Source organism: Bacillus sp. 522_BSPC, from assembly GCF_001076885.1.
GTDB lineage: Bacteria > Bacillota > Bacilli > Bacillales > Cytobacillaceae > Niallia > Niallia hominis.
The window spans coordinates 15,265-37,048 of sequence record NZ_JVDT01000136.1 but is presented as its reverse complement, the minus strand read 5'-3'; the positions used below and the strand labels follow the sequence as shown (position 1 = coordinate 37,048).

Genomic DNA, 21,784 nt, shown 5'->3' with positions numbered 1-21,784 from the left:
AAAAAATTTTCTTCGTTCAACTAACTTATCTTCTAATTGTTGCGTAAATATTATTCGGTATTAATTAGAAAGTTAGAACTTTTTTAGCTGTTTCAATAATATCTTTAAAGTTTGGAAGCCATACAGTTTCAGCTTGTGTAAATGCAAATACAGTATCTGGTGCAGTTACACGTAAAACTGGAGCTTCTAAGCTTAGAATTGCACGATCATTGATTTCAGCAACAACATTAGCCGCAATACCAGCTTGTTTTTGTGCTTCTTGAACAACAACTGCTCTACCTGTTTTTTCAACAGATCCAATGATTGTATCGATATCAAGTGGGCTTACAGTACGTAAGTCAACTACTTCCACTGAATATCCTTCTTTTTCTAATTCTTCTGCTGCTTTAATAGACTCTTGAACCATCGCTCCATAAGTAATGATAGAAAGGTCTTTACCTTCACGCTTTACATCCGCTTTTCCAAGAGGAATAGTGTACTCTTCTTCTGGAACTTCTTGACGGAATGAACGGTATAATTTCATATGCTCTAAGAAGATAACAGGATCGTTATCGCGAATAGCAGAAATTAACAAACCTTTAGCGTCATAAGGAGTAGATGGGATAACAACTTTAAGACCAGGTTGTTGTGCCATTAATCCTTCTAAGCTGTCCGCATGAAGTTCAGGAGTATGAACCCCACCACCAAATGGTGAACGAATAGTTACAGGTGCGTTGTAACGTCCACCTGAACGATAGCGCATACGAGCCATTTGTCCAGAAATACTGTCCATTACTTCATATACGAAACCAAAGAATTGAATTTCAGGTACTGGACGGTAACCTTGAAGTCCTAAACCGATTGCTAAACCACCAATTCCAGATTCAGCTAATGGAGTATCAAATACACGATCTTCACTGAATTCTTTTTGAAGACCTTCTGTCGCACGGAATACACCGCCGTTTACACCTACGTCTTCTCCAAATACTAATACATTTGGATCATTACGTAATTCTGTGCGTAACGCATCAGTGATTGCTTGAATCATTGTCATTTGCGCCATGGCTTACTTCGACTCCTTTGCTGCATAAATTTCATATTGTTCTTGAAGATTAACTGGTAGCTCTTCATACATGATGTTCATTAAGTCAGTTACTTTTTGTTTTGGAGCTTCGTCAGCAATTTTGATTGCTTCTTTAATTTCTTCTTTAGCACGCTCAATTACTTCGTTTTCTTTTTCTTCGTTCCAAATGCCTTTGTTTTCAAGGAATTTACGGAAGCGCACTAATGGGTCTTTCTTTTCCCACTCGCTGTCAAGATCAGCTGTACGGTAACGAGTTGGGTCATCTCCAGCCATTGTATGTGGACCATAACGGTAAGTTAAAGTTTCGATTAATGTTGGACCTTCACCATTGATTGCTCTTTCACGAGCTTCACGAACAGCAGCATAAACTGCTAAAGCGTCCATACCATCTACTTGAATTCCAGGGATCCCTGCAGCAACTGCTTTTTGAGCAATTGTTTTCGCAGCAGATTGTTTCTCAACTGGAGTAGAAATTGCAAAACGGTTATTTTGTACAACGAAAATTGCAGGAGCTTTGAATGCACCAGCAAAGTTAATTCCTTCATAGAAATCACCTTGTGAAGCACCACCATCACCTGTATACGTAATTGCAACAGATTTAGCACCACGTTTTTTCATTCCTAATGCTACACCAGCAGTTTGGATGTATTGTGCACCGATAATGATTTGTGGAGAAATTACGTTTACACCTTCAGGAATTTGATTTCCTTGGAAGTGACCACGTGAGAATAAGAATGCTTGAGATAAAGGAAGCCCGTGCCAAATAATTTGCGGAACATCACGATATCCTGGAAGAATAAAATCTTCTTTTTCTAATGCAAATTGTGAAGCTAATTGAGAAGCCTCTTGTCCTGCAGTAGGTGCATAGAAACCTAGGCGACCTTGTCTGTTTAATGAGATAGAGCGTTGATCAAGAATACGTGTATATACCATACGAGTCATTAATTCTTGTAATTGCTCATCACTTAAATCAGGCATTGCAGATTCGTTTACAACTTCGCCCTCTTCATTTAGAATCTGAAGTGTTTGAAATTGGTTTGCCACTTGTTCAAGCTGTGCTTGCACATCAAATTGTGCCTTCTTTGTTTTAGAAGCCATTAAAGCCACCCTTTCCTTTCATATTAAAAGACTTTTTTCTGTAAAAACAAATAGATGTTTACAATGTGTTTGAATGTGGTAAACATTCAGTTGGGTAACGCTTTCTATTACTTACAGCATATCACTTTAAGTAACAAAAAAAACCATACTAAAACAGTTTTCCACAAATTACGCAAGAAAAAACGTCTTATAAATTAATTCGGTTTCCGTATAGACTGTATCAATTATTAATATGTAAATATTAATACAACTGTTCAATACATTTATAAGTTTAATATACTTAAATATTATCCGTCAATCTTTAAGCTCTAAGTTTTTATTATTTTTTTACATAAAATTAATACAACTGTATTATTTATAAAACTACATCTGTATTATACAGATACCACTATTTACAACTGTTTTATAATAATTTTCCTCCTTGTCGAATAAACACATTATTGCGATTAAAGAATACAGAAGTACAGTAACAACAGTTTCTATCATTAAATGTATTTTAATTCGCAGGAATTTCCGTAAAACTTTTGCTAATTCTCACCTCCACCATTGTGCCATGTTGGTCCATCTTATAGACAGCCACGTATTTCAAAAAAAATTTATTTTCCCCTATAAAAAAACCACAGTAACAGTTTGTCCAATTCAGCAATTTTCTTGCTCCTTGACAGATTCTGTTCCTGCGGTAAATGAAAATAAAACTTGGAAGACATAAAAAAATATAAAAAAGCTACTTACTCCTCTTCCTTCTCATCACTCATCTTAATTTTTATTCCTGCTTCATTATAGAAGTCTACTTTTAGTTCATTATATTTTTTCGTCAGTTCATTAAAGGTTTGATTATTTTCATACACTTTTTCATATGTTTCATTTATTTTCTTTACTTGCTTTTCTAAATCATCCATATTCACATCTTCATCTTTAAACATTTCATATAGTTTTTTATCACTGTTAAGCCCTTCTATGTAATTAGCGTATAATTTATCATGTTCTTCATAACGGGCCATCATTGTTTTATAAAGTTCGTCTGCTTTTTCTTTTAGCTCTTTATCTTCTTTTTCTTCTAGTTCTTCTATATCAGTTGTAATTGTCTCAAACTTTTCTTGCGACTGTTTAATGCTTTCTGCTTCTTTATCCATATATTCTTTTCTCTTGGCAATAGATTCTATGGCCTCATCTGATAATTTTGTGATTTCATCCATATCTTCTAAGCCAAGACTAATTATTTCGGAATAGATGTCTTGTTCTTTCTTCTCTAAAGTCACAAGAGGCTCTTGCTGCTCTTCAAAGCCAATTTCAATTTCAACCACTTCTTCTAGTTTTTCATACATTTTCTCACTTGGAGACTGAAAATTACATCCAGCAGCAATCATTGCAAATAGCAAGATTGTACTAAACAATAGCATACTTCGTTTCATCTGTTTCCTCCTCACTTTCTTATTACTATATCGATTCTTCTGTATTTTTACAATAACGGTTGGCTTATTATTACTCCCTTTGCCTTATTACTAACCCTTTTTAATTCCGTCATAATATAGTGTTATTCAATTTAAGTAAAATGAAACGGTTTATATATTAAACATATTAGCCTGTCCTATAATATATTATGGGTATATATGATTATCTTATTGCATAAAGTACTATTCTCTTGTATTAACTTTTCATTCTTTCTCTGTTAGACTACTTTATAGATAGAACAAGGAAGTGATTATGATGATAACAATGGCAGATATTATTCGGGATGGTCATCCAACATTAAGAAGAGTAGCAGCAGAAGTTACAATGCCACCAAGTCAAGAAGATAAAGAAATTTTAAAAAGCTTACTTGAATATGTAATAAATAGTCAAGACCCTGAATTAGCGGAAAAATATGGTTTAAGAGGCGGTGTTGGATTAGCTGCACCACAAATAAATGTTTCCAAACGAATGATTGCTGTTCATGTTAAAGATGAAAATGGCAAGCAATATAGCTACGCCCTTTTCAATCCAAAAATCATTAGCCATTCGGTTGAAAAAGCCTATTTAACTACAGGAGAAGGTTGCCTATCTGTAGACGAAGCCATCCCAGGATTTGTGCCAAGATATGCAAGAATCACATTAAAAGCTATTGATTTAGATGGCAAGGAAGTAAAGCTACGACTAAAGGGCTTACCAGCTATTGTATTCCAACACGAAATTGATCATTTAAATGGTGTCATGTTCTATGATTACATTAATGAAAATGATCCTTTTCTTCCTATTGAAAATGCAATTCCTGTGGAAAGATAGAGTTAAGAACATTCCTTCTTTCCTCCTGGTTCGATCATTTAATAAATTTCTTCGAGCCTTCTTCTCCCTTCCACTCCTAAACAATTACAATAGAAAAAAATCAATCTTCTTGCTTCCCCTCTTCCATTAGAGGGGACCCATTCGCTTTCATATAAAGTTAATTATTACGAAATAAAAGCCTATTTTACAATTACCAACATTAACCATGAGAATCCTGCAATAAATTTCATATACTATTACTATAAAAGGCTGTTTTTAATAAGATTGTTGTTATCATATATAAAAAAGCCTATTAAATGAACGAACCATTCGATGTGATTTAACACATGTAAAATCACCTTCAGTTTAAAAAAAAGAAAGAATCGGAAAAAAAACAACATCTCAAAAAACTATTTTTTTACAAAAAGAAAATATAAAATGTGAAGATGACTTTACTTTGTACAAGAATGGTTTAAAATAGAATTAAGGAGATGATCCACTATGTTAAAGAAGCTAAGAAAAAAGCTCTTAAAACAGTGGAAAGATTTACTGCGTAAAAAAACAATAGCTTAAAAAAATTGAAGGGTATTCTTATGGTCCGACCTATGCCACGCTTTGTTAAATATAGTGGTTATTATACCACTATATAAACCAAGCTTAGTGGGAAGAGTCTGACCTTTTATTTTATAAAGATTTAAAAATATTTTACATAATAAAGTTGATTATCTTTCAAACAATGGATTTTGATAATAATTGCTATTAAAAGAAAAAACATGAAAAACATGTTATTTTTTTATATAATAATTTTAGATATAAATGATTAAGGAGCGAATTACCATGATATTTAAAGTATATTTTCAAGATTTAAAAACAGAGGTACCAGTAAGAGAAAACACAAGAACAATATATGTTAAAGGTGTTTCTGAAAGAGATGTTAGAACAAAATTGGCAGAAAAACCATATAATATCGAGTTTATAACTCGTGTAGAAGGTGCATTCTTAGAGTATGAACAACAAAACGAAGACTTTACAGTATTGGAGATTGAATAATGAAATTTGTAAAAAATGATCAAACTGCTGTATTTGCCCTCGGTGGACTAGGGGAAATCGGTAAAAATACTTATGGTGTCCAGTTTCAAGACGAAATTATTTTAATTGATGCTGGTATTAAATTTCCGGAGGACGAGCTTTTAGGAATTGACTATGTTATTCCCGATTATACTTTCTTGGAGAAGAATGTAGACAAAATTAAAGGCTTATTTATCACGCATGGTCACGAAGATCATATTGGTGGTATTCCTTACCTTTTAAGACAAGTTAATATCCCTGTATATGGTGGAAAATTAGCATTAGCACTTGTTCGTAATAAGTTAGAAGAGCATGGACTATTGCGTCAAACTACGATGCGTGAAATTCAAGAAGATGATGTGATTAAATTTAGAAAAACATCTGTTTCCTTCTTTCGAACAACTCATAGTATACCTGATTCCTATGGTATTGTCGTGAAAACTCCACCAGGAAACATCGTACACACTGGAGATTTTAAATTCGATTTTACGCCCGTTGGGGAGCCTGCCAACTTAACAAAAATGGCTGAGATCGGTAAAGAAGGCGTTTTATGTTTATTATCTGACAGCACAAATAGTGAAGTGCCTAATTTCACAATGTCCGAAAAAAAGGTTGGCAAAAGTATTCATGACATATTTATTAAAGCAGATGGTAGATTGATTTTCGCTACTTTCGCTTCTAATATTTATCGTTTACAGCAAGTAACAGATGCTGCCGTAGAATTCGGTCGTAAAATCGCTGTTTTCGGAAGAAGCATGGAGGCTGCCATTAATATTGGCTTAGAGCTTGGGTTTATAAAAGCTCCAAAAGAAACCTTTGTAGATCCTCAGCAAATTAATCGTTTACCGGCTAATCAAGTTGTGATTTTATGTACAGGAAGTCAAGGCGAACCTATGGCTGCTCTTTCAAGAATTGCAAATGGAACACATAGACAAATCCAAATTATTCCTGGTGACACAGTTGTTTTCTCATCTAACCCTGTACCAGGTAATACACTAAGCGTTAATAAAACAATAAACATGCTTTTTAGAGCTGGTGCTGAAGTTATTTCTGGGCCACTTAGCAATATTCATACTTCCGGTCACGGTGGACAGCAGGAGCAAATGCTAATGCTACGACTAATTAAGCCTAAATTCTTTATGCCAATCCATGGAGAATTCAGAATGCAAAAAACACATGCGCAGACTGCTGTTGACTGTGGCGTCAAGGAAGAGAACTGCTTTATCATGGATAATGGTGAAGTATTGGCACTTTCAAGTGATACAGCGCAAGTTGCTGGTAAAATCCCATCCGGAAACGTTTATATTGACGGAAGCGGAATTGGAGATATAGGCAATATTGTATTACGCGACCGCCGAATTCTTTCAGAAGAAGGCTTAGTCGTTGTAGTAGTAAGCATTAACATGACAGACTTTAGAATCGCAGCTGGACCAGATCTTATTTCAAGAGGATTTGTATACATGCGCGAGTCTGGCGATTTAATAAATGATGCACAGAACTTAATAAGCAAGCATCTAAATAAAGTAATGGAACGCAAAACAACACAATGGTCTGAAATCAAAAATGAAATTATTGATACGATTTCTCCATTCCTTTACGAAAAAACAAAACGTAGACCAATGATTCTTCCAATAATTATGGAAGTATAACGGTATATAAAAGGCGCTGTATGTTCAATTCTTGAACATACAGCGCCTTTTTTTCGGTTATGAAAGTATTTTTAAAAAACTAAATAATTATAAGTCTAGCACCATAAACCCAATATCTTTCTTTCATTTGTACTGTATTTAGGCAAGAGTCCTCGCTTTTTCTTATTAATGATTAAGACATTACCTTTTTTTCAAAACGATTAATATCTGAATCCGCACCAATAACAATCAAAATATCATTTTCTCTTATTGGTTCTGATGCCTGAGGAGAAACAATAATCTCCTTGTCTCTTTTTATAGCAACAATCGTGATTCCATATCTCGCACGAATATCTAAATCAATAATGGAACGACCATCTAATTTGTGGCTAGCCTTAATTTCCACAATACTATGTTCATCAGAAAGCTCCAAATAATCAAGGACATTATTAGAAACAATATTATGCGCAATCCTCTTCCCCATATCTCTTTCTGGATGAACTACTGCATCTGCTCCTATTTTACTCAACACCTTCTCATGATAATCATTTTGAGCCTTTACCGTTATATTTTTAACACCTAGCTCCTTTAACATTAAAGTAGTTAAAATACTCGCTTGTATATCCTCGCCTATCGCAACTATAACGTGATCAAAATTACGGATTCCAAGACTCTTTAATACCGTTTCATCTACTGCATTACCGACCACTGCATGTGAAACTAGATTTGCATATTCATTTACTTTTTCTTCACTTTTATCAATTACCATAACATCCATACCTAGTTCCGTTAATTCCCGACAAATACTGCCTCCAAATCTTCCTAGGCCAATTACCGCAAATGCTCTTTTCACTATTAAATCCTCCAACTATCGTATAAATTTTATCTCGCATCACAAGTATTATTATCTCCTATAATAAACATTCATTTTAAGCGAGAAGCAACACCTATTCATAACTATCTTATCAATACCAGTTAAAACTCCTAAATAATGATGTTTCCCGTTATCTAATGAAACGCCATTATTATAACATTAAATGAAGCTGTATTGATATACTTTCCAGATGCCAAATTATATTCGCTAAGTTCTGTCTAATTGGCCATTTAATACTCGACTTATTCGGGTATCTAACATTTTCAAATTAATCCCGCCAGCCTGATAGTATCGTAATTTCCCAGCCTGATCAAATAAATAATAAGATGGCACATATTCATTTGAAAATGCTTTGGCTAGCTGAAATTCATGATCTACATAAATGGATTGTGTCATCTTATATTCCTCCACCGTTTTTTTCACTAATTCTATGTTCAAATCATGTTCCGAACGAGGAAAATGTACAGAGATAACAGTCAAATTTTCTTGATAAAAATCTCTGTATTGGTTTAGTTCTGACATAGCCCTTTTACAAAAATAACAGCTTATAGACCAAAAGTGAATTAAAGTTACTTTATTTCCACCTTTCTCCATTCCTTTTGTTTCTCCATTAATCCATAGTGTCGGAGCACCCCATTCGGGAAGTGGATCACCTATTTTCACAGTAGTATTTACCCTCTTTCCTTTTCTCTCTAAAAAATATTAATATAACCTCTAGTTTATCAAATACATATAAGGGAATAAAAAGAAAATACTTGGCTAGTTAATTTTTATAAAAGGAGTACAGCATTAAATGTTCTATTTAAACAATTTAAAAACCTATATACAAACCATACATTGGGGAGACTTCTTCTTAAATACTGCCCTTGTAGCAATAAAAATACTGCTTATCCTTCTTAGCTATCTTCTAATTAAAAAAATGGCTAAGCAGCTAATAAATAAATTATTCGAATCCTATATTCAAAAAAACTCTATCTCTAGAGGTAGAGCTTTTACACTGGAGAGCCTGATTAATAACCTAATTACCTATGTACTATTTTTCATTCTCATTATAACCATACTCCAATTGCTCGGTATCGATGCTACAGCAATATTGGCTGGTGCAGGAATTATAGGATTAGCAGTCGGCTTTGGAGCTCAAGGACTTGTTAGTGACCTAGTGTCAGGATTTTTTATCCTATTAGAAAAACAATTAGATGTTGGGGAACTTATAACGATTGGAGAATTTTCAGGCACAGTAGAACAAGTTGGCCTTAGAACAACCCAAATACGAGCAGCAGATGGCACTTTACACTTTATCCCGAATCGAGAAATTACACAGCTTAGTAATCATTCCCGGGGAGAAATGCAAGCTCTAGTGGATATAGATATTTCAGTCAACAATGATTTGCAGAGAACATTAGAAATACTACAGCAAGTTTGTGAACGTATTGCAGACGAAAACGACACTATAACAGATGGCCCAAATCTAATTGGTATACAAAATTTAGGTGCAAATACGATTACAATAAGAATAATTGCAAAAACAAAAAATATGGAGCAATGGGGAATGGAACGCTTGATTAGACAGGAAGCGAAAGTCGCGCTTGATGAAAATGGGATTCAATTCCCACAAGCACCCCTAGTGATTGAAAAAGAAAATTAATGCTTTAAAAAAGCTTACTGCTATTATTCCAATATAAAGCAGTAAGCTTTTTGTTTACAAATAAGCAACCGTCCGAACAATTAATTTCCTTTTTTCATTAAATACGCAGTTAAAACATTAACAGCTACTTGTAATGCGTCTTCTTTCGGATTAAGCTTGCTATGATGTAAACCATATGGAGAATCAACACCTAGCCAAAACATAAACCCTGGAATGTCCTTTAACATATAGCCAAAATCTTCGCCCGTCATTGCTTCTTTGCATTCCAACACATTTGCTTCTGTTTCGTATTCAATAAAATCCATAAACTCTCTTGTTAATGGCTCATTATTATAGACTTGATAATAACCACTACCGAAATCAATCGTACTCTCACAGTCATAGCCAATTTCAATACCATTCACCAAAGCTTGGACACGTTTCTTTACTTTATCCATTGCCTCACTTGAAAGGGTTCGCATTGTCCCTTCTAGTCTTGCATTTTCAGCAATGACATTTTGCACAGTTCCACCTGTGATTTTTCCGATGGTCACAACAGCACTATCGAGCGGATCAATATTCCTGGATACAACAGACTGAAGCTGGGAAACCAGACTACATGCTGCAACTACCATATCATTAGTAAGATGTGGGTATGCTGCATGCCCGCCTTTCCCTTTTAAATCAATAAAAAGCTCAGAAGTGTTTGCAAATAGCAAGCCCGGCTTTACTGCGATGGTGCCTACTGGATATTCAGGAGCTACGTGAAGAGCCAGGATAATATCAGGCATCCATTCTTTAAGCTCCTTACTTTCAAGCATAGGCTTTGCTCCGCCTGGTCCTTCTTCAGCAGGCTGAAAAATAAACACAACATTATCTTTAATAGGAGTTTCCATTATATTTGCAAGTAAGCCTAAAGCAATGGTCATATGAAAATCATGTCCACAAGCATGCATTTCTGTAGGGTGCTCAGATAGAAATGGTAATTCCGTTTCTTCAACAATTGGCAATCCATCAATATCTGCTCGGTAGCCAATCGTTTTCGTTGGGTTAAGTCCATGAACCTTAACAATAATCCCCGTTTTCCATGTTCTTATTTCTACTCGTTCATTTGAAAAGCTTTGAATTTTTCCGAGTAAATATTGTTGTGTTTTAAATTCCTTAAATCCAAGCTCTGGAATTTTATGCAAATCTCTGCGGATTTGGATTAAATCAATCGTATTCCCCATATAAATCCCCTTCTCTTCCTATTTTCTGATGAATGCTTTCCTTTTCTCTATTTCTAAAACAAAAGCGTGGAAACTTCTCCACGCTTTACACTGAAAATTATAGTTGACGTAGCTCTTGCATAATTTCCGTTTTTGATTTAGTTTTATCATCAATTTCTTTAACTACACGTGCAGGAGCTCCTGCAACTAATGTGTTTGCTGGGACATCTTCTAGTACAATAGAGCCTGCAGCTACTACAGATCCTTGACCAACTGTAACTCCTTCAACGATAACTGCATTTGCGCCCACTAATACATCATCTTCAATGATAACTGGTTTAGCAGAAGGTGGCTCAATAACACCTGCTAATACTGCACCTGCACCAATATGGCAGTTCTTCCCTACGGTAGCACGTCCACCCATAATAACGCCCATATCAATCATTGTACCTTCGCCAATTGCAGCACCAATATTTATAACTGCACCCATCATGATTACTGCATTGTCGCCAATATCCACTTGATCACGAATAATAGCACCTGGCTCAATACGCGCTTTAATATTTTTTAAGTCTAGTAAAGGAATTGCAGAGTTTCTACGATCATTTTCAATCACATAATCTGTAACTTTGTCCTGGTTTCCTTCGATGACACTTTGAATATCAGCCCATTCTCCGAAAACTACACCAGAATTTCCACTGATAAAGGTTTGAACATTTTCACCAAAATCAACTGCAGATAAATCGCCTTTCACGTATACCTTTACCGGTGTAGATTTTGTACTATTTTGAATAAATGAAATAATTTCATTTGCATCCATCATTTTCATAAACTAATACCTCCATTATGTATATATGCAATACTAAAAATTACTTTACCAAACAAAAGTGATGAAAACAAGCCATAAATACTAACTTTTATCTTCGATTCATCCCTTTCCCCTTTTTTCTTCTTCCAGATATTCGTGAACAATTTCTAAAAAAGCTTGTACCTGTTTTAATTGAAAAGTTGCTTCATAGCCAATTAACCAAGTTCCTCTTGTGATTGGCTCATTATAATCATTAAATAACGGAATTCGGGAAAGTGCATCATCTACTTTTTTTAAGGCAATAGAAGGAAGTATACTATAACCAATCCCATTAAAAGAAAGCTGTTTACATGTTTCAATCTGATCCACGACAATAGTATTGTTCGGAGGCAGTTGAAAATTCCGATGCCACCAAACCTGTATTTCTTCGTAATAGTTTGAATCACTTTTAAATTGGATAAACGGCCGATTCGTTAAAGCAATATCCTCAAGCTTCGCAATTTCTCGATCCACTAAATAAAGGGGGTCATCAAATAAATGAATTTTAATTCCCTTCCAATCGGATACTCCTCTTACAATACCTATATGCATACTATCCTCAGAAACAGATTTCATCATATCGCTACTCCAGCCTGTTACTAATGATACCTTTGCCTGAGGATAGCGCTCAACAAATCGTTTTAAGACCTCCGGAAGCCAGTTCTGTCCTACGATACTTGCAACAGCTATCTTTAATGTTCCATACACTTCTTCTTTGAAAGCATGAATGGATTCTTTCACTTCTTCTTCTTTCTTTAGCGTTTCCATTGCGAATTTCGTTACTAATTCGCCAGCAGCAGTAAGCGAAAGCCCTCTTTGTGACCTAATAAATAATGGTGTCCCCCAATCTTTCTCGATATTTTGCAGCCTTTGAGAAAGGGCGGGTTGTGTGACAAAAAGTCTTTCTGCTGCTTTTCTCATATTCATTTCTTGTGCAAGAACGGTTAATAATTTTAATTCAGAAATCGTTGACATGATAGTATCCTCATATAAAAAATTTGTTATCAAAAGAGGGAAAGAACTCTAATGAAGAGGTGAATAAGAGCGGCTACAGTAGGTGAAAGGAATTTAATTGTTATAGATTATTGGTGATTGTTTTGATGTAAATAATTGTTAAGTCGCTTTAATATTGCTCTTCTCGTTAAAATCCCTTCAAAATAGCCATCTTCTGTTTCTACACAAATAAAAGGATGGTCTACCAAATGTTTAATCGTATGTAATACAGAACTATTACTCTTCACTCTCGGCATTACAGTGTTCATAATTGTTTCTACTTTTATTTCTTCTAATTTTTCAAATTCAATTCTTTCTAGTCCAAGTATACTCTCCATAATAATTGGCGTACTCACCAATCCATGGAGCTTATAATGTGCATCTAATACAGGGATTGCTGAGTATCCACTTTTTGTTAAGACTAGCAGAGCGTGTTCTAAACTGTTTCCTACCTGTACATGTGCAACCCGTTCAGACGGAATTAATAAATCATTTAAAGTGATGTTTAAAAACTCTTCGCTGTGCATACTTATCATAGCCGAAAACTCCTCACAAAATATATTTATACCTCATTTTATCACAGTTTCCGGCTTAATGCTCCTTTAACCCTTACTCGTTTTTATATTCCTTACAAGTAGTTGACAATGAGGGCATTGAAAGATTACATTTTGATTAGATTGAGCTGTCAGTACATTCTCTAATTTTTCCTCACGAGAGCATTCTGGACAAATAACCGTTGGCATCATGTTTATCACCTCAACTATTAGTATGGATTCACTTGCTTTTTTCATGTAGTAAAATTAAAAGTATAAAAAAAGCTTTCTGCATTTGGGTATCCGTAAATGCAAAAAGCTTCTTAAAAATCTTACTGAATTAAATCAAAAATCTCAATTGTAATCATATCAACATTATCAAATTGATATCTTTTTGGTTTTTCTTTGTCATTATAGACTTCTAGTTCAAACGTTTCTGTTTTTGGATGAAATGTAACTTGACACTTTCTCTCCCCATTTACCTCGAAGAAACGTTGAGTTGGTTCTCCCCCAGTTGCCTGCTCTTGCAGATTCTTTAATCTTGTTAATATGCCTTGTAATTGTGACATGCTCTCTCTCCTTTCAAAACAAACCTTTTGTTAACAATAGGTTTCACTATTAGCATGTTTCTATACACTTTCTTCGTTAAATAAAGTACCATTCGCCTCTTGTGTAAAATGCCAATACTAACAGAATAAAAGATTGTCGAGAGTTTGTCCAAGTAAAACTAAAAAAAACTAGTTGTTTTTTTATTATTTATTTCATCTGAATATTCTAACATATAAAATCATAACAAAAAAACACCTTTCTTATAGCAAAATGGAAATAATCATTTGTCTAATTCCGCACATCTACAGCTCCCTCAGAATCCAAAAAGTAACCTTTCCTGTTTAAACCTATTCCTATCATTTGCTAAAATGAATTGCACGAAAAAAGCTTTCTTTGTATGATTAGAAGTAGAATGAATGTAGGAGGAACAAAATGCACCAAATCACGTTATATACCCAGCCTGACTGTCCCCCTTGCGAATATTCCAAGCTCTTTTTAAAAGAACATGGATTTGACTTTGTAATAAAAGATATTCAAAAGGATTCGCGTGCGAAAACAGAATTAATAAAGAAATACCAATCCTTTTCAACCCCAACTTTTGTGGTAGATGGAACTGTAATTTATGGTTTCGATTTGGAAAAACTTAAAATTGCTTTAAATCTTTAACAGCAAGTCACCAATGTGGCGTACACTATACGTAAAAAAGTGCGCCACACTTTCATTATAGCTAATACCTCAAAATCTAGAAAATAACTCTTACAAGCTATTTTAGCGTTTGTACATTATGATTTTTCCAATTGTTACTGATATAAGTTACTTGATTTTCTATTGCAAACAAGGGCATATAAACCAATGTACTATAGTTATTTTCTTTGTTATTTATAATGGTTCTTACCTCTTTATCTGTCAGCATATTCGTAACAATCCAATTCTCATTCACCTTTCTTATAAGCACTCCTTCATAGGCTCCTTCATATACTTTTTCTCCAAATATAATTGGTTCATAATATTCATATAGAAGAATACTATTTTCTTCTGTTTCTATAAAGGTTTGATCGGATAACTGATAAAAAGGCAGATAATATTTTCCGAATTCATTACCGTATGTATAAAATGCCCCATTTTCTCCAGTCAAGTTTTCATTAAGAAATAAATAGATTAGTTTCTCCGAAAAATAAGGTGCCAATATTTCTTGTATCTCCTCCATATCCCTCGCTTCTTTACTTAATGACACCTGTGCTCGAAATGCCTTTTCTACAAAAGCAAAGACTTCATCCCTACTTGTCAAATGGCTGGTAGCATGTGCGGAATATGGAAATATACCAAGAAGCAAAATAATCACTATAGTAAAGAAGCTTTTATTCATCCTACTCTCTCCTTCTCTATTTATTTCATTTAAACTTTACCCTTAATTTATGGCATAAAAACAAGCTGAAGAGAAAATCTCTTCAGCTTGTTTTAACTAAGTAGCAATTTCTTTCGATCAAGAAAATTATAAGATAAATCAATAAACAAATATTCCTTGGCGTTTAATGGGTATGAATAAGTTCTTACTGTTTCTCCTGTTTCGATATCACTATATAAATCAGACAATATCCCTCTTTTTTCATTCCTCATTTTTATAATATTTTCTAGGAAATATGGTCGCCAACTCCAATTTTTGTGTGCATATTCAGGCTGAATAATCCAATCACTATCGTATTTAATAATATTTGCAGATTTTTGAAATCCATCTTCATCACATACATACATTCGAAAAGCAACATCTGTTAAATCAGCAGTAAGTAATTTCAAAAGCTCTTCATAGGAAGAATATTTCTTATATTTAACAAGCAATGACTGTAATTGAACTTGAAAATCCTCTGTTAATTCAAAAATTGTTGATAGTTTTTTCTTTTCTGAAAAAATGAACTCATGAAACAAATCTCTTAATATTTCTTTTCTACAATTGCGATCAACGAAATTTGCCTCAGGATAGTGTAAATAGTATCCTTGATAAAATCTCCCACCATTTTTCCAAGCAAATTGAAGCTGATATACCATCTCAATATTTTCAAATAATAAAGTAGCACCAATTTTTCGAGCAAGCATAGATAGCGAATATAAAACATTTTGGTAAGCATGCGAGGTAGATGTAGATCGCAAAGCTAATAAATCAATTTTTAGGATATCAGGTGCTAAATCACCGAGTCTGTCTAAATAGCTACTATCACTTCCCATTTTATCAATGGCAATTTTAATGCCATATGTTCGATAATAAAGTAATAAATGATCTAAATGATAAAATTGCCCATGATAATTTCGCTCTGAAATCTCCAGAACGATTCGATCTAACTTGAAGCCTTTCCCTTCATATTCCAGCAATGTTTCTAAAAATGATTCTCCATCATCCTTCATCAAGATTTCAGCATCTCTATTGATAAAGAGCAATACATCCTCGTCAAGGGACAACGCTTTATCCAGCGCCTTCGTTAAAATAACTTGATCTACCTCAATTTTATATTCATCAGGAATTCCTTCATCAAAAAAGAAATCTCCAAGGCTTTCAACACCATCTGCTCCATTATATCTTCCTAATATTTCATAACCGATTACTCGATGTTCATCAGCGCTAAATATAGCTTGAAAATAAGGGATGACATTTTCTAAATCAGTCAAAATATCCAAAGCATCCATATTTTGATAGCCTCCCCACAAGAAAAGCAAACTCCTTTGCTTATCGCTTCCGTTATAAATCATTTCGTCCTTTTTTTGATGATATTTATTTTTAGACAGTAAGTAGGCAAAGGTTCTTCACTTTATTCTAAGAATTAAAATAAACCTTATTATATCATATAAATCCTTAGCTAAAGAAACATTGATAGAAAATTCTTTCAATTTTTAGCTGAAACACAGTTTCATCCGATGATATCATTCCACAGGCAAGCACAATAAAAAAAGGATAAGGTGTTGGTAATAATATGTCCTTATAATTTTGTTTGAAATTTCGTATGATAAAAAATAGGAGTTGGCAAGAAAGAGGTAGTAAAATGCAGTTGTGTAAGCTATTACTGTTGCTCACTCCCTTTTTCGGGTCCGAGCAAACTTGGGAATATTTCCATATTGAAGAGAGTAAGCCAAAAGTAGAACAACTACATCAAGAATCTAGCACGAACAAAAGTGTATTGCTTGATGTTCCTTTGATAAAACAAAATCCTGAACTAAAATATGGATGTGAAGTGACCAGTTTAACGATGGTTTTGAATTACGCTGGTGTTAAAGTAAATAAAATGGAGCTTTACAAAAATATTCAGAAGGACATAGACCCATTGATTCGAAAAAATGGCAATATTATCGAATGGGGAGACCCCTCTATTGGATTCGTAGGTGATATGACTGGAAAAAAGCCTGGGTATGCTGTATTTGATAAGCCAATGGAAGATCTAGTTAACAAATACCTCCCAGAAAGAGCCGTTAACTTAACGAAATATTCTTTCCATGATTTAGAGAAACATGTTCAAAATGGTTATCCAATTGTAGTTTGGACAACAGGTGATTATCGTTTACCAGATAGATGGGAATCATGGAAACACAATGGAAAAACAATTAAAACACCATTAGACCTACACGCTGTTGTATTAGTTGGCTTCAGTAAGAATCATGTTTACTTAAATGACCCCTTATCAGGTAAAAAGAATGTTAAAGTCGATAAAAAGACTTTTATTAAATCTTGGCATGCTTTAAAGTCCAGAGCTATTAGTTATCGGTAAAAGTGTATAAAAAGGATAATAAATAGAACGTATTCATAATTTGTTTGCAACAACATTTAACGATTAGCGTTGATTGCATCCACCTATTGATAATTGTTAAAGTAAAGAAGGGATTCCGAGTGTAAATCCAAATTCCCTTATTCTTTTCCTCCAAAAAGCAATTATCTGTGCGCTGCAATCAACGTGTTTCTTTCAAATAGACTCAACCCTACATTTTTTTAAGTACTAACAAAAAGATATGCGTCCAGCTATCCTTCTAGGGTCTTCCTTTTTATTAACTCGCTTAATATAAGTTTATGTTTCCATCTTTCTATTCATGTTTAAAAATCCTTAAGAAATTGCTCCGCCTCTTCACAAGTCAATGGTCGAGAATAATAAAAGCCTTGTGCTTTTTGACAATTTGCCTCTTTTAAGAAGTCTTCTTGCTCTTTCGTTTCCACACCTTCTGCAATAACTTCTATCCCTAAATTTTGTCCTAAGTGAATAATCGTTGTCGTAATGGCAGCATCCTTTGCATTTGTAACCACATCTTTTACAAAGGATTGATCAATTTTTAATACATCAATCGGAAATTGCTTAATATAGCTTAGAGAAGAATAACCAGTTCCAAAATCATCGACAGAGATAATAACCCCTAAATCCTTTAGTTTTCGCAAAATAGGAATTGCTTCTTTAATATTCTCCATAACCCCTTCTGTAATCTCAATCTCCAGCAAGGACGGTTTAATATTAAATTTTTGAATAGAGTAACGTATCATTTCAACAAAATTGGGTTGTTGAAATTGCTTTGGTGAGATATTAACTGCTATACGCACATCCTTATGGTATAAAGTTTTCCATGTATTTATTTGCTCACATGCCTTTTCGATTACCCAGTTTCCAATAGAAATAATGAGACCTGTGTCTTCAGCAAGTGGGATAAAATCATTGGGTGCAACTAGTCCCAATGAAGGACTCTCCCATCTTAATAATGCTTCAAAACTATTAAATGTATGACTCTTTAAATCAATTTGTGGCTGATAATACAATTTTAGTTCATTTTTTTGGACTGCTTTTCGCAATTTTGTTTCTAATGATACTACATTTGTTAAATTTGAAGTCATATCAGAACGATAGAATTGATAATGTGCCTTACCTCTTTCTTTCACGCGAAAAAGTGCCTCATCCGCGTTCTTAATGATTTTCTCCATGTCATCTCCATCATATGGATACATACTAATTCCGATGCTCGGGCTAATATAGTATTCATGAGAGTTTAAGTAGAAGGAATTTGCAAAACTTGAGATAATACGTTGAACTAAGCTTGCTGTTTCTTGTCTATTTGTATTGGACAGGAGAATATTAAATTCATCTCCTCCCTGTCGATATACATGGCATTTATGATTTTTAAATTCTAATAATCGTTCCGCAACTTTTATGAGAATTTGATCTCCGACAATATGACCAAATGTATCATTGATATATTTAAACCGATCTAAATCAATCGTCATTAAGGCAAACGTAACTTTCTCTGTTTCAGCCTTCTTAATCTCCAGATTTAAATCTTCAACAAGGGCTCTTCTATTATAAAGACCCGTTAGCTGATCATGAAAGGACATATAGCGAATTTTTTCTGCCGTTTCCGCACGTTCAGAAATATCCCTTAAGATAACATAAATACCTCTAATGGTATCATTCACTTTAATGGGAACAAATTTTGTATGAATGGACAGTTTTTTTCCATTTTTGCTTTTTAACTTACAATCTAGCGATTGGGATGTTTCCGTTAATTTGCATTTTCTAAAGCTATCGTAAAATAAGGTATTCCCCTCATCTATGAGTTCATACAGTGAAAACAGTGGCAGTTTTACATCACTAAAGTCAATTAACTTTAATCCAGTTGGATTCACTTCTTGAATAACCCCATCTAAGCTAACCGTGAATACGGCATCTAAATTATTTTGAACTAATGAACGATATTTCTGTTCGCTTTCATGCAACAATCGTTTTTCTTTAATGGACTCTGTAATATCTCTTGTGATGGATACAATATACTTTACTTCATTCTGTTCATCTATAATAGGCGTCAAAACAGATTCCGCATAAATGATATCGCCATTATCTGTCAGTATTTGATCTGTATAAATATGATTCTTCTTTGTTTCACATACAATCGTATATTCCTGTTGTAATCTATCAGCTATTTTCTTAGAAGAGACATCTTGAAACCCTTTCCCTATGAAATCAATTGGTAATTGAGAAAATAAAAAGGCAGCCTCATTGACAAAGATATACCGAAAAGTATTGTCTTTTTCTGCTTTCATAATAAATACCATATCTTTTATATACATAAAAATAATTTCAAAAATAATATTTTCTATATTTGATTTAGATTGTGCTATCATTTTCTTACTTGCATTATTCTTGTTAAATTCGTTCATCCATCTCATTCCTAACATGCAGCGATATATTATTTTGTTTCGAATAAGATTAACTCTATTAACAATCGCTATCCAATCTAATTTTCTTTTACTACTTTTATCGGCATATATATGAAAGTTTGTACTTAAATAGATAAAAAATTTAGTTTATTCGTATAAAAGGGCTAATCCTAGATTATTATTCTAATTTTAAAGAAATAACGGAAAAGATATTCTCTTTTTATTTCCTTTTCTCTCGTAAAAATAGTATAATAACTTGTACAATTTAGTAAGAAAGGAGCATTAACCGATTGAATAAGCAGCAAAAATATCCACCACCAATACAACCTACTGTTGAAAATCTTCTCCAAGCAATTTCTGTTGTAAATCGTCATGCAAAAACTGCTCCAAACCCAAAGTTTTTATATAAATTGAAGCATGACAGTTTACATAAGCTATTAGCAGAAGGCAAAGCAAAAAAAATGGGTCTACACTTCTCAAACAATCCAAAATATAGCCAACAACAATCAGATCTATTAATTGCATGTAAAAACTATACTTTTCATCTACCTCCAACTAAAAAGGATTTTGAGGAATTGCCACATTTAGGATCTCTCAATCAAAGTGTTCGAAATCCCAAATCAACTCTATCCTTAACACAATCAAAAAAGCTTTTATCCGTTTACACTGGTTTAAAAGAAGATTCGCCACCTAATCAAACATTCCGCAAAAAGCAATACCAAAAACCAGTATTTAAAAAGCTCGGTGAAAGCTATTAATTTTTGCTCTTTCTCAACTATTTGCAAAGGGGCTAATCCCTCTAATCAACTTATCTCTTTAACAAAGAAAAGCTGCCAAGCTATTTTGCTCTTAAGGTCAAAATAGCTTGGCAGCTTTCATTAAATCACATACTTTTCTTTTAAAACATAAGTATTATAAAATGATGTCGTCGATAATTTGAATTAATTCGTTAATCTCTGGTTTACTTACTTGGGCATTTGCTCCAACAACCTGCCCCTTATGTCTTAAACCCTCTGTAATTAATGACGAAAATATAACGACAGGTAACTTAGATAAGTTTGTATTATCTTTAACTAGCTTTGTTAGATGATGCCCGTCCATTTGTGGCATTTCAATATCTGTAATCATTAACTGGGCAACCTCGTCTATAGAAGTACCATTCTCCACATTTTTTGTTAAATAAGCTAATGCTTCACGACCATTTTCAAAAAATGTAATGTATTGAAAGCCTGCAGCGCTCAACGTATCTTCCAGTAATTTTCTTAGAAGGGCAGAATCTTCCACAACAATTAGTTTCTTATCACTTCTTGCTCTTTCCCCTAATTTTTTCACTTGTTGTACATTAATTCCGGATTCAGGATTAATATCTACCACTATTTTTTCAAAATCCAGCAGTAAAATCATCTCTCCGTTTAATTTAACTACACCAATTATTTGGCTTTCTGATCCATAATAAGTCTCAGATGGTTTCTCAATATTTTCCCATGATATCCGGTGGATTTGTGTAACATTATGAACATGGAAAACAATTTTTGTTTTATTGAATTCAGAAACAATATATTTATCTTTTTCAGGAGTATCAGAAGGAGCATATCCTAATACGTTTGCAAGATTAACTACTGTTAATACTTCTCCTCTTAGTTCCATTATTCCTTCTACATAGGGATGGGCATGTGGTATTGGAGTAATCGGTACTGGATTAATAATTTCCTTCACCTTAATAACATTTATACCAAAATTGTTCTTTCCAACACTAAATTCCACAATTTCAAGCTCATTTGTTCCAGATTCTAAAAGTATTCCTTTGTCGTTTTTCATTTATTTCTGTCCTTTCGTGGTTCTAAAAATTCGTTCATTTATGAAATCCACTTTTCAGTTATTTACCTATT

The 21,784-nt window shown here is 33.7% G+C and carries 21 protein-coding genes; 7 read left to right on the top strand and 14 right to left on the bottom strand.

Translation table 11 applies throughout. The features are described from left to right. Positions 1-64 precede the first annotated feature (64 nt). From ADJ83_RS10685 to ADJ83_RS10675, 3 genes are all read right to left on the bottom strand, one after another. Entirely contained in the window at positions 65-1,042 is a 978-nt protein-coding gene (locus tag ADJ83_RS10685) for an alpha-ketoacid dehydrogenase subunit beta (RefSeq protein ID WP_031534209.1), read from the bottom strand. Between the two features lie 3 nt (positions 1,043-1,045). Beyond that, positions 1,046-2,161: a pyruvate dehydrogenase (acetyl-transferring) E1 component subunit alpha gene (pdhA, locus tag ADJ83_RS10680; RefSeq protein WP_031534208.1), complete on the bottom strand. Its 1,116-nt coding sequence runs from the start codon at positions 2,159-2,161 to the stop codon at positions 1,046-1,048. Positions 2,162-2,889: 728 nt separating this feature from the next. Beyond that, a complete protein-coding gene (locus tag ADJ83_RS10675) occupies positions 2,890-3,573 on the bottom strand; it encodes a YkyA family protein (protein WP_031534207.1) in 684 nt (227 codons plus the stop codon). A 295-nt stretch (positions 3,574-3,868) separates the two neighbouring features. On the opposite strand from ADJ83_RS10675, the gene def reads away from it, so the two are divergent. The 3 genes from def to rnjA all read left to right on the top strand — a co-directional run bounded on the left by def (position 3,869) and on the right by rnjA (position 7,119). Next, positions 3,869-4,423 carry a peptide deformylase gene (gene def, locus ADJ83_RS10670; protein WP_031534205.1) on the top strand — a complete coding sequence of 185 codons (555 nt, stop codon included), beginning with the start codon at positions 3,869-3,871 and terminating at the stop codon, positions 4,421-4,423. Between the two features lie 816 nt (positions 4,424-5,239). Beyond that, a complete protein-coding gene (locus ADJ83_RS10665) occupies positions 5,240-5,452 on the top strand; it encodes a DNA-dependent RNA polymerase subunit epsilon (RefSeq protein WP_031534203.1) in 213 nt (70 codons plus the stop codon). Continuing rightward, a complete protein-coding gene (gene rnjA, locus ADJ83_RS10660; RefSeq protein WP_031534201.1) occupies positions 5,452-7,119 on the top strand; it encodes a ribonuclease J1 in 1,668 nt (555 codons plus the stop codon). The genes ADJ83_RS10665 and rnjA overlap by 1 nt, the downstream gene beginning before the upstream one ends. Positions 7,120-7,291: 172 nt before the next feature. Here the strand turns inward: rnjA and ADJ83_RS10655 are convergent, their stop codons facing one another. Beyond that, positions 7,292-7,951 carry a potassium channel family protein gene (locus ADJ83_RS10655; protein ID WP_031534199.1) on the bottom strand — a complete coding sequence of 220 codons (660 nt, stop codon included), beginning with the start codon at positions 7,949-7,951 and terminating at the stop codon, positions 7,292-7,294. Between the two features lie 228 nt (positions 7,952-8,179). Beyond that, positions 8,180-8,635: a TlpA family protein disulfide reductase gene (locus ADJ83_RS10650; RefSeq protein ID WP_031534197.1), complete on the bottom strand. Its 456-nt coding sequence runs from the start codon at positions 8,633-8,635 to the stop codon at positions 8,180-8,182. 130 nt (positions 8,636-8,765) lie between these two features. Here ADJ83_RS10650 and ADJ83_RS10645 point away from each other — a divergent pair, with 130 nt between their 5' ends. Then, complete coding sequence (locus tag ADJ83_RS10645) at positions 8,766-9,617, top strand: mechanosensitive ion channel family protein (RefSeq protein ID WP_031534195.1); 852 nt, start codon at positions 8,766-8,768, stop codon at positions 9,615-9,617. An 80-nt stretch (positions 9,618-9,697) separates the two neighbouring features. Here ADJ83_RS10645 and ADJ83_RS10640 read toward each other — a convergent pair whose 3' ends face one another. The 5 genes from ADJ83_RS10640 to ADJ83_RS10620 form a co-directional block, all read right to left on the bottom strand. Further along, positions 9,698-10,825 (bottom strand): N-acetyldiaminopimelate deacetylase, encoded by a 1,128-nt coding sequence (locus ADJ83_RS10640; RefSeq protein ID WP_031534193.1) that lies wholly within the window; start codon positions 10,823-10,825, stop codon positions 9,698-9,700. A gap of 97 nt (positions 10,826-10,922) precedes the next feature. Next, complete coding sequence (gene dapD / locus ADJ83_RS10635) at positions 10,923-11,633, bottom strand: 2,3,4,5-tetrahydropyridine-2,6-dicarboxylate N-acetyltransferase (RefSeq protein ID WP_031534191.1); 711 nt, start codon at positions 11,631-11,633, stop codon at positions 10,923-10,925. Positions 11,634-11,732: 99 nt separating this feature from the next. Further along, positions 11,733-12,626 carry a LysR family transcriptional regulator gene (locus tag ADJ83_RS10630; RefSeq protein ID WP_031534189.1) on the bottom strand — a complete coding sequence of 298 codons (894 nt, stop codon included), beginning with the start codon at positions 12,624-12,626 and terminating at the stop codon, positions 11,733-11,735. A 107-nt stretch (positions 12,627-12,733) separates the two neighbouring features. After that, complete coding sequence (cbpB, locus tag ADJ83_RS10625) at positions 12,734-13,180, bottom strand: cyclic-di-AMP-binding protein CbpB (RefSeq protein ID WP_031534187.1); 447 nt, start codon at positions 13,178-13,180, stop codon at positions 12,734-12,736. Between the two features lie 329 nt (positions 13,181-13,509). Further along, on the bottom strand, positions 13,510-13,746 hold the full coding sequence (locus ADJ83_RS10620; protein WP_016200943.1) for a YkuJ family protein: 237 nt from the start codon (positions 13,744-13,746) through the stop codon (positions 13,510-13,512). A gap of 412 nt (positions 13,747-14,158) precedes the next feature. On the opposite strand from ADJ83_RS10620, the gene ADJ83_RS10615 reads away from it, so the two are divergent. Continuing rightward, positions 14,159-14,392, top strand: a complete 234-nt coding sequence (locus ADJ83_RS10615) for a glutaredoxin domain-containing protein (protein WP_031534183.1) — start codon at positions 14,159-14,161, stop codon at positions 14,390-14,392. A 97-nt stretch (positions 14,393-14,489) separates the two neighbouring features. Here the strand turns inward: ADJ83_RS10615 and ADJ83_RS10610 are convergent, their stop codons facing one another. Both ADJ83_RS10610 and ADJ83_RS10605 read right to left on the bottom strand, forming a co-directional pair. Next, positions 14,490-15,092 carry a DUF3993 domain-containing protein gene (locus tag ADJ83_RS10610; protein WP_048717754.1) on the bottom strand — a complete coding sequence of 201 codons (603 nt, stop codon included), beginning with the start codon at positions 15,090-15,092 and terminating at the stop codon, positions 14,490-14,492. A 92-nt stretch (positions 15,093-15,184) separates the two neighbouring features. Beyond that, on the bottom strand, positions 15,185-16,402 hold the full coding sequence (locus tag ADJ83_RS10605) for an EAL domain-containing protein (protein WP_031534180.1): 1,218 nt from the start codon (positions 16,400-16,402) through the stop codon (positions 15,185-15,187). A 353-nt stretch (positions 16,403-16,755) separates the two neighbouring features. Between ADJ83_RS10605 and ADJ83_RS10600 the strand changes: the two genes are divergently transcribed. After that, positions 16,756-17,475, top strand: coding sequence for a C39 family peptidase (locus tag ADJ83_RS10600; protein WP_031534178.1), 720 nt, complete (start codon positions 16,756-16,758; stop codon positions 17,473-17,475). A 320-nt stretch (positions 17,476-17,795) separates the two neighbouring features. On the opposite strand, the gene ADJ83_RS10595 is transcribed toward ADJ83_RS10600, so the two are convergent. After that, positions 17,796-19,895 (bottom strand): sensor domain-containing protein, encoded by a 2,100-nt coding sequence (locus ADJ83_RS10595; RefSeq protein ID WP_031534176.1) that lies wholly within the window; start codon positions 19,893-19,895, stop codon positions 17,796-17,798. A gap of 290 nt (positions 19,896-20,185) precedes the next feature. Between ADJ83_RS10595 and ADJ83_RS10590 the strand changes: the two genes are divergently transcribed. Beyond that, a complete protein-coding gene (locus tag ADJ83_RS10590; RefSeq protein WP_031534174.1) occupies positions 20,186-20,653 on the top strand; it encodes a YkyB family protein in 468 nt (155 codons plus the stop codon). Positions 20,654-20,807: 154 nt separating this feature from the next. Here ADJ83_RS10590 and ADJ83_RS10585 read toward each other — a convergent pair whose 3' ends face one another. Then, positions 20,808-21,713: a chemotaxis protein gene (locus ADJ83_RS10585; protein ID WP_031534172.1), complete on the bottom strand. Its 906-nt coding sequence runs from the start codon at positions 21,711-21,713 to the stop codon at positions 20,808-20,810. Positions 21,714-21,784: the final 71 nt, after the last annotated feature.